Source organism: Mycolicibacterium neoaurum, assembly GCF_036946495.1.
GTDB lineage: Bacteria > Actinomycetota > Actinomycetes > Mycobacteriales > Mycobacteriaceae > Mycobacterium > Mycobacterium neoaurum_B.
The window spans coordinates 2,645,108-2,659,891 of sequence record NZ_JAQIIX010000002.1 but is presented as its reverse complement, the minus strand read 5'-3'; the positions used below and the strand labels follow the sequence as shown (position 1 = coordinate 2,659,891).

Annotated in this window: 17 protein-coding genes; 7 read left to right on the top strand and 10 right to left on the bottom strand. The window is 66.4% G+C overall.

Annotated features, from left to right (window positions below):
* Window positions 1-2 precede the first annotated feature (2 nt).
* Window positions 3-1,058 carry a UDP-N-acetylmuramate dehydrogenase gene (locus PGN27_RS18120; protein WP_335327365.1) on the bottom strand — a complete coding sequence of 352 codons (1,056 nt, stop codon included), beginning with the start codon at window positions 1,056-1,058 and terminating at the stop codon, window positions 3-5.
* A gap of 25 nt (window positions 1,059-1,083) precedes the next feature.
* Between PGN27_RS18120 and PGN27_RS18115 the strand changes: the two genes are divergently transcribed.
* The 4 genes from PGN27_RS18115 to PGN27_RS18100 are packed head-to-tail and all read left to right on the top strand — an operon-like array spanning window position 1,084 to window position 4,091.
* On the top strand, window positions 1,084-1,590 hold the full coding sequence (locus tag PGN27_RS18115; RefSeq protein ID WP_335327364.1) for a DUF2505 domain-containing protein: 507 nt from the start codon (window positions 1,084-1,086) through the stop codon (window positions 1,588-1,590).
* Window positions 1,569-2,384 (top strand): class I SAM-dependent methyltransferase, encoded by an 816-nt coding sequence (locus tag PGN27_RS18110; RefSeq protein WP_418888612.1) that lies wholly within the window; start codon window positions 1,569-1,571, stop codon window positions 2,382-2,384. The genes PGN27_RS18115 and PGN27_RS18110 overlap by 22 nt, the downstream gene beginning before the upstream one ends.
* 10 nt (window positions 2,385-2,394) lie before the next feature.
* The gene (locus PGN27_RS18105) at window positions 2,395-3,210 is read left to right on the top strand and encodes a carbon-nitrogen hydrolase family protein (RefSeq protein WP_335327363.1); all 816 of its coding nucleotides are present in this window, start codon (window positions 2,395-2,397) and stop codon (window positions 3,208-3,210) included.
* The gene (locus PGN27_RS18100; protein WP_335327362.1) at window positions 3,207-4,091 is read left to right on the top strand and encodes an LmeA family phospholipid-binding protein; all 885 of its coding nucleotides are present in this window, start codon (window positions 3,207-3,209) and stop codon (window positions 4,089-4,091) included. Before PGN27_RS18105 ends, PGN27_RS18100 begins: the two co-directional genes overlap by 4 nt.
* Here PGN27_RS18100 and PGN27_RS18095 read toward each other — a convergent pair.
* The 5 genes from PGN27_RS18095 to PGN27_RS18075 all read right to left on the bottom strand — a co-directional run bounded on the left by PGN27_RS18095 (window position 4,088) and on the right by PGN27_RS18075 (window position 7,281).
* Window positions 4,088-4,489 (bottom strand): DUF2599 domain-containing protein, encoded by a 402-nt coding sequence (locus PGN27_RS18095; protein ID WP_335327361.1) that lies wholly within the window; start codon window positions 4,487-4,489, stop codon window positions 4,088-4,090. The two genes, PGN27_RS18100 and PGN27_RS18095, sit on opposite strands and share 4 nt — an antisense overlap.
* 4 nt (window positions 4,490-4,493) lie before the next feature.
* A complete protein-coding gene (locus PGN27_RS18090; protein ID WP_187697576.1) occupies window positions 4,494-4,775 on the bottom strand; it encodes a DUF2516 family protein in 282 nt (93 codons plus the stop codon).
* A 40-nt stretch (window positions 4,776-4,815) separates the two neighbouring features.
* Complete coding sequence (locus PGN27_RS18085) at window positions 4,816-5,433, bottom strand: heparin-binding hemagglutinin (RefSeq protein ID WP_335327360.1); 618 nt, start codon at window positions 5,431-5,433, stop codon at window positions 4,816-4,818.
* An 11-nt stretch (window positions 5,434-5,444) separates the two neighbouring features.
* Entirely contained in the window at window positions 5,445-5,903 is a 459-nt protein-coding gene (locus tag PGN27_RS18080; protein WP_213448168.1) for a helix-turn-helix domain-containing protein, read from the bottom strand.
* A gap of 85 nt (window positions 5,904-5,988) precedes the next feature.
* Window positions 5,989-7,281, bottom strand: coding sequence for a DUF445 domain-containing protein (locus PGN27_RS18075; protein ID WP_335327359.1), 1,293 nt, complete (start codon window positions 7,279-7,281; stop codon window positions 5,989-5,991).
* Between the two features lie 82 nt (window positions 7,282-7,363).
* On the opposite strand from PGN27_RS18075, the gene PGN27_RS18070 reads away from it, so the two are divergent.
* Window positions 7,364-8,065 (top strand): TetR/AcrR family transcriptional regulator, encoded by a 702-nt coding sequence (locus tag PGN27_RS18070; protein WP_335328766.1) that lies wholly within the window; start codon window positions 7,364-7,366, stop codon window positions 8,063-8,065.
* 6 nt (window positions 8,066-8,071) lie between these two features.
* Complete coding sequence (locus PGN27_RS18065; RefSeq protein ID WP_335327358.1) at window positions 8,072-8,944, top strand: polyphosphate kinase 2 family protein; 873 nt, start codon at window positions 8,072-8,074, stop codon at window positions 8,942-8,944.
* A 95-nt stretch (window positions 8,945-9,039) separates the two neighbouring features.
* Here the strand turns inward: PGN27_RS18065 and PGN27_RS18060 are convergent, their stop codons facing one another.
* From PGN27_RS18060 to PGN27_RS18045, 4 genes are all read right to left on the bottom strand, one after another.
* The gene (locus PGN27_RS18060; RefSeq protein WP_335327357.1) at window positions 9,040-9,912 is read right to left on the bottom strand and encodes a cyclopropane mycolic acid synthase family methyltransferase; all 873 of its coding nucleotides are present in this window, start codon (window positions 9,910-9,912) and stop codon (window positions 9,040-9,042) included.
* 119 nt (window positions 9,913-10,031) lie between these two features.
* Window positions 10,032-10,886 (bottom strand): 3-hydroxybutyryl-CoA dehydrogenase, encoded by an 855-nt coding sequence (locus tag PGN27_RS18055; protein ID WP_335327356.1) that lies wholly within the window; start codon window positions 10,884-10,886, stop codon window positions 10,032-10,034.
* Between the two features lie 80 nt (window positions 10,887-10,966).
* Window positions 10,967-12,253, bottom strand: a complete 1,287-nt coding sequence (gene aceA / locus PGN27_RS18050; protein WP_335327355.1) for an isocitrate lyase — start codon at window positions 12,251-12,253, stop codon at window positions 10,967-10,969.
* A 245-nt stretch (window positions 12,254-12,498) separates the two neighbouring features.
* Complete coding sequence (locus PGN27_RS18045; protein WP_335327354.1) at window positions 12,499-13,296, bottom strand: acyl-ACP thioesterase domain-containing protein; 798 nt, start codon at window positions 13,294-13,296, stop codon at window positions 12,499-12,501.
* Between the two features lie 63 nt (window positions 13,297-13,359).
* Here PGN27_RS18045 and ramB point away from each other — a divergent pair, with 63 nt between their 5' ends.
* A complete protein-coding gene (gene ramB / locus PGN27_RS18040; RefSeq protein ID WP_335327353.1) occupies window positions 13,360-14,784 on the top strand; it encodes an acetate metabolism transcriptional regulator RamB in 1,425 nt (474 codons plus the stop codon).

Here is a 14,784-nt window from a genome sequence, read left to right as displayed (position 1 = left end):
ACCTAGAGCGTGCACCCGACCAGCACGGGCTCGGGTGTGAGTTCGATCCCGAAACGCGCGCGCACGCCGTCCCGAACGGTCCTGGCCAGGGCCAGGACATCGGCGGTGCCCGCCCCGCCGCGGTTGGTCAGTGCCAGCGCGTGCCTGGTGGACAACCGCGCCACACCGTCGCCACCGGGATACCCCTTGCCGAAACCGGCCTGCTCGACGAGCCAGCCGGCGGCCAGTTTGACCCCATCGGGGGCCGGATAATGCGGAACCGGCCCGTCGACGGCGTCCCGCAGCCGCTCATAGGCCTGCTGGGTGACGACCGGATTGGTGAAGAACGATCCGACGCTCCAGGTGTCGTGGTCGTCCGCGTCGAGCACCATTCCCTTGGCGGCACGCAGCGCGAGCACCGCCGCGCGCACCCGGTCCGGCTCGACCCGCTGCCCCGGCTCGGCGCCGAGGCGGGCGGCCAGCTCGCCATAGCGCAGCGGCGCGGACAGGCCATCGGCATTCAGGGTGAACTCGACCTCCAGAACGATGACGGCCGACTGATACTTCAGCGCGCTGTGCCGGTAGCCGAAGTCCAGTCGGTGCGGATCAACCCATTCGGCCAGCCCCGTTCGGCGGTCCAGGACCCGCACCCGGGAGATGGTGTCGGCGACCTCCGCGCCGTAGGCGCCCACATTCTGAACGGGGGTGGCGCCGGCGGATCCGGGGATACCCGACAGACATTCCAGACCACCCAGACCGTGCGCAAGGGCGGCGACCACGACGTCATCCCACTGCGCGCCCGCCTCGGCCCGCAGCACCGCACCCTGCACGGAGATGCCGGTGGTGGCGATCCTGACCACCGTCAGCCCGGTCAGATCGTCGGCGAGGACGACGTTGGATCCACCGGCCAGCACCAGAACGTTCTCGGCGACCGGTAGCGCCGAGAGCGTGGCAATCAGCTGTTCGGTGGTATCGCAGGTGATCAGATGCTGTGCCACGGGACCGATGCGCAATGTCGTCCACGGGGCGACGGCGATGTTCTCGGCAACCGCCGCACCGGCGAAAGTCGGACTGACCACGGACGCTAACGGTAGCGTGCCGACTATGCCGCGTACCCATGACATGGCGGCCGCGTACGGATGCAGCGTCGCGCAGTTGTTCGAAGCCTTCACCGACCGGACGTACTGGCTCGAGCGGCTGGAGAAGTCCGGGTGCGACGCGGTCAACCTCGACGAGCTGGCCACCCGCCCGGACGGCGGCCTCGACATCGGCACCACCCAGACCGTGCGGTTTCATCGACTGCCCGGCTTCGTCAGCCAACTCCATTCCGGCGACCTCACACTCGTGCGCACCGAATCCTGGGCCCCGATCGTTGACGGACGGACCTCGGGCACCATCACCGGTACCGTGCCGGGCGCACCGGTGCGGGTGACCGGGAAGGCCGCGTTGCGCGACAGCGCCGGCGGTGCGCAGTTGGACGTGCACGTGGTGACCGAGGTGCGCATCCCGTTGGTGGGCGGCAAGATCGAGGGCTTCATCGGCGGCCAACTGGCCGAGATGGTCCGCTTGGAGCAGGAGTTCACCGAGACGTGGGTCAGGGACCACCGCTGAACAAGTCCGTCGGCTCGCCACAGGGCAAACCGACGCGTGGCACCACGGGGTACAACCGGCTGCGTCGCAGCGACCGCTGGCTCGTGCACTCACCCCGGGTGCGGGCCGCCCTGCACACCGCCGCCGACCCGTTGGTGGTCGACCTGGGCTACGGCGCACTGCCCACCACGACGCTGGAGTTGGCAGCGCGATTGCAAACGGTGCGCCCCGACGTGCGGGTGACGGGACTGGAGATCCATCCCGACCGGGTCCGACTCGCCCAGCAATCAGCCACGGCCGCAGTGCAATTCGAGCTCGGCGGGTTCGAACTCGCCGGTTTGCGACCGGTACTGGTGCGGGCGTTCAACGTGCTGCGCCAATATCCGGTCGAGGAGGTCGAGCCGGCCTGGGCGCAGCTGTTGGGCCGACTGGCCCCGGGTGGCCTGCTGGTCGACGGCACCTGCGACGAGCTCGGGCGGCGCTGCTGCTGGGTGCTGTTGGACGTCGACGGGCCGATCAGCCTGACCCTGGCGTGCGACCCATTCGATATCCAAAGGCCATCGGATCTGGCCGAGCGACTGCCCAAGATCCTCATCCACCGCAATATCGACGGACAACCCATCCACACCCTGCTGACGGCCGCCGACCGGGCCTGGGCCAGTGCGGCCGGGCACGGGGTCTTCGGCCCGCGGGTGCGCTGGCGCGCGATGCTCGAACAGCTGCGCGCCGAGGGTTTCGCCGTGGACCCCCCGCGGCGGCGGTTGCGCGACGGTGTGCTCTCGGTGCCGTGGGCGACCGTCGCCGCAGACGGCTAGCCTCGACCACATGCGGATTGCCCTGGCTCAGATCCGATCCGGCACCGACCCGGCGGCCAACCTCGAGCTGGTCGACCGGTACACCCGCCAGGCCGCCGACGCCGGCGCACAGCTGGTGCTGTTCCCCGAGGCGACGATGTGCCGATTCGGGGTGCCGCTGTCACCCGTGGCCGAGCCGCTGGACGGCCGCTGGGCCGATGGGGTGCGCGGGATCGCCGCGCGCGCCGGCATCACCGTCGTGGCCGGGATGTTCCGTCCCGCCGATGAGGTGCCCGCCGGTCGGGTCACCAACACCCTGCTGGCCGTCGGCCCGGGAGTCGACGCGCATTACGACAAGATCCACCTCTACGACGCGTTCGGGTTCACCGAGTCCGCGACCGTCGCGCCCGGCTCACAGCCCACCGTCATCGACGTCGACGGCGTGGGCGTCGGGCTGACGCTGTGTTACGACATCCGCTTCCCCGAGCTGTACCTGGATCTCGCCGACCGTGGCGCGCAGCTCATCACGGTGCACGCGTCATGGGGCACCGGGCCCGGCAAGCTCGATCAGTGGACCTTGCTGGCACGGGCGAGGGCCATCGACACCACCGGCATCGTCGCGGCCGTCGGGCAGGCCTACCCCGGCGATGAGATCGCCGCGCTGGGCCCGACCGGCGTCGGGGGCAGCCTGGTCGCCTCGGCGACCGGCGAGGTCATCACCGCCGCGCAGGCAGATCCGCAGCTGGTGGTGACCGATATCGACCTCGCGGCCGCCGCGAAAGCCCGAGACACCATCGCAGTGCTGGTTAACCGCGTCCCGTTCGCTAAGGCACAATCGACTGCGTGACCGATCCCTGGGCCCGCCCCACCGACGGCGTGAATCCGCCTCCGTCCGAAGCGCCGGCAGCAGTACCCGCCGAGCCGACGGCAGTGCCCGCCGAGCCGGCAGCGCCGACGACGAACACGAGCTCGAACAAGTTCACCAAGCTCTTCCGCGATCCGCTGTCGATCGTGCTGGTGGTGGTGATCGTCGCCGCCCTGGCACTGGCCGGCGTCGTCGGCGCCGAGCTCATCGCCCGCAAGATCGCCGATGACACCGTCTCGCGCGTCACCTCCTGCGTCGTACAGGACAGCGTCGACGTGTCGTTCGGCCCCCGGCCGTTCCTGCTGCAGCACTTCGCCAAGAACTACAACAACATCACCGCGACCACGGCGGGTAACCGCATCCGTGAGGCCGAGGGGATGAAGGCCGAGATCGTCATCAACGACGTCCGGGTCACCGGAAACCCTGAGTCCCCCGGCACCGTCGGTGCGCTGGATGCCACCATCACGTGGTCGGCTGACGGCATCAAACGCACCATCCAGAACGCGGTGCCGCTGGTCGGCAGCTTCGTCAACGGCGTGACCACCAACCCCGCCGACGGGACCGTGGAGCTGCAGGGCACGCTGGGCAGCATCGTCGCCAAGCCCGAGGTGCGTAACCAGGAGCTGACGCTGACGGTGGAGCGGTTGACCGGCCTGGGCTTCGTGCTACCGCGGGAGAGCGTGCAGCCGGCGCTGGACGCGTTCCTCAAGCAGATGACCGAGAACTATCCGATGGGCATCCACGCCGACAGCGTCGAGGTCACCGATACCGGGGTGGTCGCGAAGTTCTCCACCCGCAACGGCGTCATGCCCCCGGGGCGCAGCGGCGCCGGCGGCGACCCCTGCTTCGCCGGGTTGCCCTAGAAGGGTTCTTCGGTGCCGCCGGGATTACACCCGGCGGCCACCATTTCGGCGTCGGTGACGACGGGCCGCCACGGTTCCAGATTCCAGCTCGTCTTACCGGGCTCGATGAACTCGGCGAACTGCCAGTGGCAGTTGAACTGGGTTTGCATACCCGGGATGTCGGCCTCCGGGGCCAGGGACAGCACCTGTGACCAGGCCTGGTCCTGCTGGGTCTGGGTGCCCGGGATCGCGGCCTGCGCCCGGCCGAGGGCCGTCGGATACACGCGCAGGCTCTTCAGATCGCCCCACTGCACCCATTCGGTGTGGTCGACATAGGCCGGCTCGGCATGCGCTACCGGCGTACCGAGCAGCAGCCCCGCCGAACAGAGGACGACGGCGGCGATATCGCGGTGACGCATCTGTTCAGCGCGACTTTCCCTGGATCTCCAGCAGTTTGGGCCGGACGTCGACCAGATACACACCGGCGGCGCAGGCACCGATCGCGGCGCCGAACCCGCCGCTGATCAGCAGGCTCAGCAGCACTCCGGCACCGAGGATCAGCAGCCACACCGGCTTGGTGAGCTTGCCCGCGGCGGTGTAGGCGTCCGGGCGCTGCATCGCAGCGTGGATGAACGCGTAGAGGCCTACCAGGGCGACGACAATGCCCAGGGCAAAAAGAATGGCACCCGCCAGGTTTGCAAGCATCACAGTTGCAGCCTATGCGGGTGCCACCTTGTTGGCGAACCTACTTCTGGGTGACCTTCTTGGCCGGAGCCTTCTTGGCGGCCGGAGCGGCGGCCTTCTTGGCCGGGGCCTTCTTCGCCGGAGCCTTCTTGGCCGGGGCGACCTTGGCGGGCTCAGCGGCCTCGGCGCGCTTGGGCAGCTCCACGCCGACCAGCTTGGCGGCACGCTCGCCGACCGCGCGGGTCTGGCTGGCGACGGTGCCCAGCGCATCCTGGGTCAGCTCGACGGCCTGGTCGGTGACCTCTTCGACGCGCGAGGCGGCCTCTTCCAGCGCGGGCTGGTTGCGCAGCCGCTCAAGGGCGGCCTCGCCGCGCTCGACCAGCTTGTTGTACTGGCTCTGGGCTTCTTCGGCGTACTTGTCGGCGAGCTTGCGCAGTTCCTCGGAGGTGAGCTTGTCGCGCAGCTCGTCGAACTGCGACGGCAGGTCTTCCTGCAGCTTGGTCAGCCGGGCGCGGCCTTCCTCGACGCGGGTCTCGGCATCGCTGCGGGCGTCACCGGCGCGGTCACGCAGGGTGTCGACGATCTCGTTGACCTTGGCCAGTGCCAGGTCGGCGGCGCCGACCGCGGCCAGCAGCGGGGCCTTGAGGTCTTCGATGGTGGGCTGATTCTTCTCGGTCATGACGTTTCCTTTCAGACAGTGGACGGTTGCGCCGGTGCGGCGTCTTCGGTGTCGAGATGGGCGATCTCGGCCTCGGCGTCGGCCTTCTGCGCGGCCTCGGCTTCCGCTTCGTTCTGCTGACAGAACGACGTGTAGATGTCGAGCAGCACTTGTTTCTGCCGCTCGGTGATGGCGGTATCGGTGACGATGGCGTCGCGCACTTTGTTGCCTTCGCTGGGTTCGAGCATCCCGGCCTGGATGTAGAGCACCTCGGCAGAGACACGGAGTGCCTTGGCGATCTGGTTGAGCACATCAGCCGACGGTTTCCGCAGTCCCCGCTCGATCTGGCTGAGGTAGGGATTGCTGACCCCGGCCTTCTCGGCGAGTTGGCGCACCGATACCTGCGCCGCCTCGCGTTGAGTCCTGATGTAGCTGCCGATGTCCTGCGCAGCGTTGGCCACAACGCCGGCGAGGTTGTCGTCCTGCGTCATGGTGCCTCCTTCATCCGTCGCTTGTGGCTGACAGAATCCACGGTGGCACGGAGTGCTAACTATTGCAAGCAGTCTGCTAGCAGTCTCAGAAGAGGACCTGAGCGATGGTGTAGATGGTCAGGCCGGCCAACGATCCGACCACGGTGCCGTTGATACGGATGAACTGCAGGTCACGGCCCACATGAAGCTCGATTCGCCGACTCGCCTCGTCGGCATCCCAGCGTTCGATCGTCTCGGTGATGATCGCTGTGATCTCCGTCCCATATTGCGACACCAGGTGCTGGGCGCCCCGCACGATCCAGGCGTCGACCTTGGCCCGCAGGTCGGCGTCATCACGCAGCGACTCCCCGATGCGGATCACCGTGTCGGCCACCCGGCCACGCAGCGCCGAGGACGGATCCTCCACCGATTCCAGCAGGATGCGCTTGGCCGCCGTCCACGCCGTCTCGGCGGCGCGGGCCACCTCGTCGCGGGCCATGATCTGTTCCTTGACGTTCTCGGCCCGCTGGATGGTGGCCGCATCATTCTGCAGGTCACCGGCGAACTCGAAGAGGAATTTGGTGGCCGAGCGGCGCAGCTCGTGGTTGGGGTCGCGACGCACCTTGTCGGTGAAGTCCATCAGCTCCCGGTGGATGCGATCGCCGACCAAGTGGTCCACCCAGCGCGGTGACCAGGTCGGCGAATCCCGCTCGATCACCCGCTCGATGACCTCGCCGGAGTTCAGCGACCACTGGAAGGCGCGGTCGGCCAGCAGCTGCAGCAGCGCCTCCTGGCGTCCCTCGTCGAGCAGGCTGGTGAGTACCCTGCCGATCGGCGGACCCCACTGGGGCTCGGCGATGCGCTTGACGATCATCCGGTCCAACACCTGCTGGACATCCTCGTCGCGCAGCATCTCCACCAGCACCCGCAGCACCGTCGCGACCTCGGCGGCGACCCGCTCGGCGTTGCGCTCATCGGCCAGCCACTTGCCGGTGCGGGAGGCGACGTCGGCGTCACGCAGCTTGGTGGCGATCACGTCGGGGGACATGAAGTTCTCCCGCACGAAGGTGCCGAGCCCCTCGCCGAGCTGGTCCTTCTTGCGTTTGATGATCGCGGTGTGCGGAATCGGGATACCGAGGGGGTGCTTGAACAGCGCGGTCACCGCGAACCAGTCGGCCAAGGCGCCGACCATGCCCGCCTCCGCCGCGGCCCGTACGTAACCCACCCACGGCGCCGCATCACCGCGCGACTGCAACCAGGTGCACGCCAGGAAGACCACGGTCGCACCGACCAGGAAACCCGTCGCCACGATCTTCATCCGGCGCAATGCCAGCCTGCGCTGTTCGTCGGCTACCGAATCGGCACCGGCCAGCGACTCAGCAAAACTTGTCTGCACCACTCCCCCATCATCCGCCAGCGCGCAGCTGGCTCGTCCACCGTAGTATCAAGGCGACCTAGTGAACGGAATGGAACTCTCGACGGTGGCACAGCAGGGCTCCGCGGCGGTGAAGACAGACGGCCGCAAACGACGCTGGCATCAGCACAAAGTCGAACGGCGCAACGAACTCGTCGACGGCACGCTGGAGGCCATCCGCCGCCGTGGCGCCAATGTGAGCATGGACGAGATCGCTGCCGAGATCGGTGTCTCCAAGACGGTGCTCTACCGCTATTTCGTCGACAAGAACGATCTGACGACCGCGGTCATGATGCGCTTCGCCCAGACCACCCTGATCCCCAACATGGCCGCCGCGCTGTCGACCGATCTGGATGGCTACGCGCTGGTCCGGGAGATCATCCGGGTCTATGTCGACACGGTGGCCTCCGAGCCCGAGCCCTACCGGTTCGTCATGTCCAACAACTCCTCGGCGCGCACCAAGGCGATCAACGATTCCGAGCAGATCATCGCCAGGATGCTGGCGGTGATGTTGCGTCGCCGGATGCAGGCCGCGGGCATGGACACCGGCGGGGTCGAGCCGTGGGCGTTCCACATCGTCGGTGGGGTGCAGCTGGCCACCCACTCGTGGATGTCCAACCAGCGGATGAGCACCGACCAGCTGATCGACTACTTGACGATGCTGTCCTGGAGCGCGCTGCGCGGCATCGTGGAGGTCGGTGGATCGCTGGAGAGATTCAACGCCCAGGCCCATCCTTCACCCGCGCTGCCGCCACACCTGCTTGACTGAGATGTTGTGAGCCAGGACAACGCCTCCGAACTGTCGAAGCTGTGGAGCCACGAACCCCACATCCACCTGAAATTCCGCCCCGGTGACAAGGTCTCCGAGATCGACGCCGAGGCCACCCCCGGGTTCACCGGGTCCAAGTCCGACGCCCCGGCGCTGGCCGCCGAGCGCGGTGAGCGGTTCGCCGGTCTACAGGAGATGCTCTACGCCAACAGTCGCAGTGGTGACAGGCGTTCGGTGCTGCTGGTGCTGCAGGGCATGGACACCGCGGGCAAGGGCGGCATCGTCAAACATGTTGTGGGGTCTGGAAATCCGCAGGGAATCCAGTACACCAGCTTCGGTAAGCCGACACCGGAGGAGCTCTCGCACCACTACCTGTGGCGGATCAACAAGGCGTTGCCGTCGGCCGGGCATATCGGCGTCTTCGATCGGTCGCACTATGAGGACGTCCTGATCGTGCGCGTGCACAATCTGGTGCCGCCGGATGTCTGGGGTGCGCGCTACGACGAGATCAACGCCTTCGAGCGTGAGCTCGTCGACACCGGCACCACGATCGTCAAGGTGGCGATGTTCGTCTCGCTCGACGAACAGAAGCAACGGCTGGCCGACCGCCTGGACCGACCGGACAAATACTGGAAGTACAACCCCGCCGATGTCGACGAGCGGCTGAAATGGCCGCTGTACCAAGAGGCCTACCAGGCGATGTTGGACAAGACCTCGACCGACTACGCCCCGTGGTACATCGTGCCGTGCAATCGGAAGTGGTACAGCCGGCTGGCGGTCCTGGAGCTGCTGATCGAAGCGCTCAAGAGCCTCGATCTGAGTTGGCCGCCCGCCGATTTCGACGTCGAGGCCGAGAAGAAGCGGCTGGCTTCGGCCTGACTTTCGCGCCGAGGCGACCGTTTGTCGCGACGGTGCACTCAGATCGAGTTATCGGCCGACTTCTCGATCTGTGTGCACTCTCGACACTTCATGGCCTACTTGACGAGCGTGAACTGTCCGATGTTGGTGATACCGCGGCGGAAGAAGTCGGCGCAGCCGACCAGGTACTTCATGTACCGGTCGTAGACCTCCTGGCCCTGCATGGCGATCGCCTCGTCCTTGGCCGCCTCCAAGTTGGCCGCCCACATATCCAGCGTGCGGGCGTAGTGCGGCTGCAGCAGGTGAATGCGCTGCAGGTCGAACCCGGTATCGGCGGCCAACTTCTCGATGTCCTCAACGGCGGGCAGCTGGCCGCCCGGGAAGATCTCCTCGCCGATGAACTTCATGAACTTCAGGTCGCTGAGCGTGACCTTGATGCCGTTGGTGCGGAAGAACTCCTGGGTGTGGGCCAGGATCGTGTGCAGCAACATCCGGCCGTCGCTGGGCAGGATGTCGTAGGCCCGCTCGAAGAACAGCGGGTAGCGCTCGGCCTTGAAGGCCTCGAACGCGCCGATGGACACGATGCGGTCGACGGGCTCGTTGAATTCTTCCCAGCCCTGCAGCCGAATCTCGACGTTGCGCTTGGTGTCGATCTTGGCCAGCCGCTCGCGGGCGTACTCGGACTGCGCCTTGCTCAGCGTGATGCCGATGACGTTGACGTCGTGGTTGATCAACGCCCGCTCCAGAGCGCCGCCCCAGCCGCAGCCGATGTCGAGCAGCGTCATCCCCGGCTCCAACGCCAGTTTGCCCAGCGCCAGATCGAATTTGGCGTTCTGCGACTCATCGAGGGTCATATCCTCGCGCTCGTAATAGCCGCAGGTATAACCCATCGTGGGTCCGAGGAACAGTGCGAAGAAGTCGTTGGAGATGTCGTAGATGGACTGCGACTCCTCGTAGTACGGCTCCAACCCGGACTCAACCTCTGACATACGAAAACAACCCCTGGTGTTGATCAGAAATGACGTTGGCAGGCGCTCACGATTCAGCGGCCCCCGCATCGCATCCGACGACCTTACCCCATACGGCCCGGCCGGATATTTAGCCGAGCTCAGTAATCGTAGAAGCCCTTGCCCGACTTTTTGCCGAGGTGACCGGCCTCGACCATGCGCAGGAGCAGCGGCGGCGGGCCGTACAGCGGCTCCTTGAACTCCTCGTACATCTTGTCCGCGATCAGCTTCAGGGTGTCGAGCCCCACCAGGTCGGACAACCGTAGCGGGCCCATCGGGTGCGACAGCCCGCCGACCACCGCGGTGTCGATGTCCTCGACGGAGGCGAAACCGGATTCGAGCATGCGGATCGCCGACAGCAGGAACGGCACCAGCAGCGCATTGACGACGAATCCCGAACGATCCGAACACCGCACCACCTGCTTGCCGAGCACGTTGGCCGCGAAGTCCTCCACCCGCGCCGCGGCCGCTTCGTCGGTGACCAGCGTCGAGATCAACTCGACCAGCGGCAGCACCGGCACCGGATTGAAGAAGTGCAAGCCCAACACCCGCTGCGGGTTCTGCGTCGCCGCAGCGATCTTCATGATCGGAATGCTGGAGGTGTTCGACGCCAGCACGGCATCGGGGTCGGTGATCACCCGGTCGAGTTCGGCGAAGACCTTGGCCTTGACGTTCTCGTCCTCGACGATCGCCTCGATGGTCAGCTGTCGGTCGGCCATATCGGCCAGGCTGGTGGTGAAGGCCAGTCGCGCGACGGCCGCATCACGGTCGGCCTCGCTGAGCTTGCCCTTGGCGGCGGCCCGGTCCAGCGACGCGGTGATCCGCGTACGGCCCGCGGCGATCAGATCGTCATTGGGTTCGAAGACCAGCACCTGGGCTCCGGCCTTGGCGCATACCTCGACGATCCCGGCGCCCATCTGCCCGGCGCCGATGACACCCACGCGTTCGATGCTCAACTGTTTCTCCTTGACTCCGGACAGCCGTCAGGCCCCGCCCGCAATGCACGGACGGGGCCTGACGCTATCAACAGCAATTCCTAGTGGAACTGGCCCTCTTCGGTCGAACCGGCCAGCGCGGTGGTCGAGCTGGTCGGGTCCACGGTGGTGGCGATCCGGTCGAAGTAGCCGGCGCCGACCTCGCGCTGGTGCTTGGTGGCGGTGTAGCCACGCTCTTCGGCGGCGAACTCGCGCTCCTGCAGCTCGACGTAGGCGCTCATCTGGTTGCGGGCGTAGCCGTAGGCCAGATCGAACATCGAGTAGTTCAGGGCGTGGAAGCCTGCGAGGGTGATGAACTGGAACTTGAAGCCCATCGCGCCCAGCTCCTTCTGGAACTTCGCGATGGTGGCGTCGTCGAGGTGCTGCTTCCAGTTGAACGACGGCGAGCAGTTGTAGGCCAGCATCTGGTCGGGGAACTCGCTCTTGACGCCCTCGGCGAACTTCTTGGCCAGCTCCAGATCCGGGGTGCCGGTCTCCATCCAGATCAGATCGGAGTACGGCGCGTAGGCCTTGGCACGGGCGATGCACGGCTCCAGGCCGTTCTTCACGCGGTAGAAGCCTTCGGCGGTGCGCTCACCGGTGATGAACGGCTGGTCGCGCTCGTCGACATCGGAGGTGATCAGGGTGGCGGCCTCGGCATCGGTACGGGCGATGACGACGGTCGGCACGTCGGCGACGTCGGCCGCGAGGCGGGCCGAGGTCAGGGTGCGGATGTGCTGCTGGGTGGGGATCAGCACCTTGCCACCGAGGTGGCCGCACTTCTTCTCCGAGGCCAGCTGGTCTTCCCAGTGCGAACCGGCGACACCGGCGGCGATCATCGCCTTCTGCAGCTCGTAGACGTTCAGCGCGCCACCGAAACCGGCCTCGCCGTCGGCAACGATTGGGGCCAGCCAGTTCTCGACCGAGGTGTCGCCCTCGACCTTGGCGATCTCGTCGGCGCGCAGCAGCGCGTTGTTGATCCGGCGGATGACCTGCGGCACCGAGTTGGCCGGGTAGAGGCTCTGGTCGGGGTAGGTGTGACCGGAGAGGTTGGCGTCACCGGCGACCTGCCAGCCGGACAGGTAGATGGCCTTCAGGCCGGCACGCACCTGCTGCACGGCCATGTTGCCGGTCAGCGCGCCGAGCGAGTTGACGAAGTCCATGCTGTGGAGCTGCTCCCACAGCACCTCGGCGCCACGGCGGGCCAGCGTCGCCTCTTCGACGACGGTGCCCTGAAGCGCGACGACGTCCTTGGGGGTGTAGGTGCGGGTGATGCCCTTCCAGCGCGGGTTGTGGTCCCAGTCGTGCTGGATCTGTTCCGGGCTCTTCGGCGTGCCAACGGTGGACATGGTCGCTCCTATCGATGATGCAACTCGATTTTGTTAACGCTGCAGCGATTTCCACTGAGCTGATACACCGAGCATGCCTCACGCCATATCCGCAGGTCCACCCGTTTCGCTTGCCAATTTTGTCCAACACACCGCGCCAGGTTGCTAACTTTGCGAATCGGTAAGGCCGCTTTACCGGTTCAGAACCTACCGGCGGGTAGGAGGTTTGCGCTGGTCAGTACGCCCGTACTGTTAAAAGGTGGGAGTCACCGATTGAAGATCGCCGCGACCGCTTTGGTCTCGTCGCCGACGGCATATGTGAGCGTTGTAACAGTCCGGTCGCCAAGTTCCGGACCGAATCGATCCGTGGAACCCGCGGGGTAGGTGTGCCGGATGATCTCCAGGTCGTCACCGAGCGCCACCGGCAGATCGTGCTCGATGGTCACCCGCAGCGGCTTTTCCAGCAGCTCCGGCCGGGTACCGAGAAAGTCCTCGACGACGCTCCAGTACACCGAGTTGTTCATGTGGTCGAAGATGTCGATATCGCTGACGCGAACCGGATAGGGCCGGATCTCCTCGGCATCCGCCCGGTCGCCGGCCTTCAGGTAGGCCTTCCAGCGGAGCCGGTCGACATCGGTGGTCCGGCGCAGACCGGCCAGGAAGTCGTCGGAGATCCGAGCCGGTCCCTGCGTCTCGGCGTTGATGTTGATCCAGAACGCCTCGGATTCCATCAGTCCGCCCTTGCGGCCGTCGATCCGGACCCGCATCTCACACCACCGATTCGACGTGCCCGAACACCAGCGTCGCAACCGCAGCATGTCCTTGAACTCGATCGGCCTGATCAGGTCGACCATGGTGCGACGCACGATCCACAGCGGGTGGGTCTCCTCGTAGCCCATCTCCCGCAGCTGATCGGAACCGATGTCCTGGATGTGCCGGGTGGCGGCATCGAACTTGAGTCGGCCGGTCCGGTCCACGTCGGCGACCCGCAGCGGCCACTGGGTGTCGAACACGTCGGGGTGCGGATCGGGCACGGGCATCATGGTCTTGGCCAAGCCGGTCATTCCTCCAATATGACCTGCGAAGAATGCAAAGCCAACCTTTGCAACGCTCATTACGCTGAACGGGTGGCCAAGACCTTTGTCGGATCCCGCGTTCGTCAGTTACGACGGGAACGCGGCTTCAGCCAGGCTGCGCTGGCCCAGATGCTCGACATCTCCCCGAGCTACCTCAACCAGATCGAACACGACGTCCGGCCGTTGACGGTATCGGTGCTGCTGCGCATCACCGAGGTGTTCGGCGTGGACGCCGGGTTCTTCGCATCCCAGGACGACACCCGCCTGGTCGCCGAGTTGCGCGAGGTGACCCTCGACCGTGATCTGGACATCGATATCGACGCCGGCGAACTCGCCGATATCGTCAACGCCCATCCGGCGATCGCTCGGGCCATGGTCAACCTGCATCAGCGATACCGGCTCACCACCACCCAGCTGGCCGCCGCCACCGAGGGCCGGTTCAGCGCATCGGAATCCGGTTCCGGTGCGATCACCATGCCGCACGAAGAGGTCCGCGACTACTTCTACCAACGGCAGAATTACCTGCACGAACTCGACACCGCCGCGGAAGATCTGACGATCCGGATGCGCATGCACCGCGCCGAGCTGACCCGCGAGCTCTCCGACCGGCTGAACCGCGTGCACGGCGTGCGCATCGTGCGGCGCACCGATCTCGGCGACAACGTGCTGCACCGCTACGACCCGCAGACCCGCACCCTGCAGGTCGGTGACCACCTGTCCGGCGGGCAGTTCGTCTTCAAGCTGGCAGCCGAACTGGGCCACCTGGAATTCGGCGATCTGATCGACAAGCTGGTCGAGGACGGACATTTCACCAGCGACGAGTCGCGCACCCTGGCCAGGCTGGGACTGGCGAACTATTTCGCCGCGGCAATCGTGCTGCCGTACAGGCAGTTCCACGAGATCGCCGGCAACTTCCGGTACGACGTCGAGCGCCTGTCGGCACACTACGCGGTGTCGTACGAGACCGTCGCACATCGGCTCTCGACATTGCAACGACCCGATATGCGCGGCGTACCATTGTCATTCGTGCGCGTCGACCGGGCGGGCAACATGTCCAAGCGACAGTCGGCGACCGGCTTCCACTTCTCGTCCAGCGGCGGCACCTGTCCGTTGTGGAACGTCTACGAGACCTTCGCCAACCCGGGCAAGATCCTGGTTCAGATCGCCCAGATGCCCGACGGCCGCAATTACATGTGGGTGGCGCGCACCGTGGAGCGGCGCGCGGCGCGCTACGGCCAGCCCGGGAAGACGTTCGCGATAGGCCTGGGCTGCGAGCTGCGCCACGCCCACCGGCTGGTCTACTCCGAGGGTCTGGACCTGGCGGGCGATCGGGTCACGGCGACCCCCATCGGCGCCGGCTGCCGGGTCTGCGAACGCGACAACTGCACCCAGCGCGCGTTCCCCGCCCTCGGCAAGGCACTCGACCTCGACGAGCACCGCAGCACGGTGTCCCCGTATCTGGTGCGCACTACCTAG

Coding starts and splice junctions, on each gene's coding strand:
- PGN27_RS18095 (WP_335327361.1), bottom strand. CDS start 4,489: ATGCGTCACCGCGATATCGCCGCCGTCGTCCTCTGTTCGGCGGGGCTG.
- PGN27_RS18045 (WP_335327354.1), bottom strand. CDS start 13,296: ATGACCGGCTTGGCCAAGACCATGATGCCCGTGCCCGATCCGCACCCC.
- aceA (WP_335327355.1), bottom strand. CDS start 12,253: ATGTCCACCGTTGGCACGCCGAAGAGCCCGGAACAGATCCAGCACGAC.
- PGN27_RS18060 (WP_335327357.1), bottom strand. CDS start 9,912: ATGTCAGAGGTTGAGTCCGGGTTGGAGCCGTACTACGAGGAGTCGCAG.
- PGN27_RS18090 (WP_187697576.1), bottom strand. CDS start 4,775: ATGCTTGCAAACCTGGCGGGTGCCATTCTTTTTGCCCTGGGCATTGTC.
- PGN27_RS18115 (WP_335327364.1), top strand. CDS start 1,084: ATGCCGCGTACCCATGACATGGCGGCCGCGTACGGATGCAGCGTCGCG.
- PGN27_RS18085 (WP_335327360.1), bottom strand. CDS start 5,433: ATGACCGAGAAGAATCAGCCCACCATCGAAGACCTCAAGGCCCCGCTG.
- PGN27_RS18105 (WP_335327363.1), top strand. CDS start 2,395: ATGCGGATTGCCCTGGCTCAGATCCGATCCGGCACCGACCCGGCGGCC.
- PGN27_RS18080 (WP_213448168.1), bottom strand. CDS start 5,903: ATGACGCAGGACGACAACCTCGCCGGCGTTGTGGCCAACGCTGCGCAG.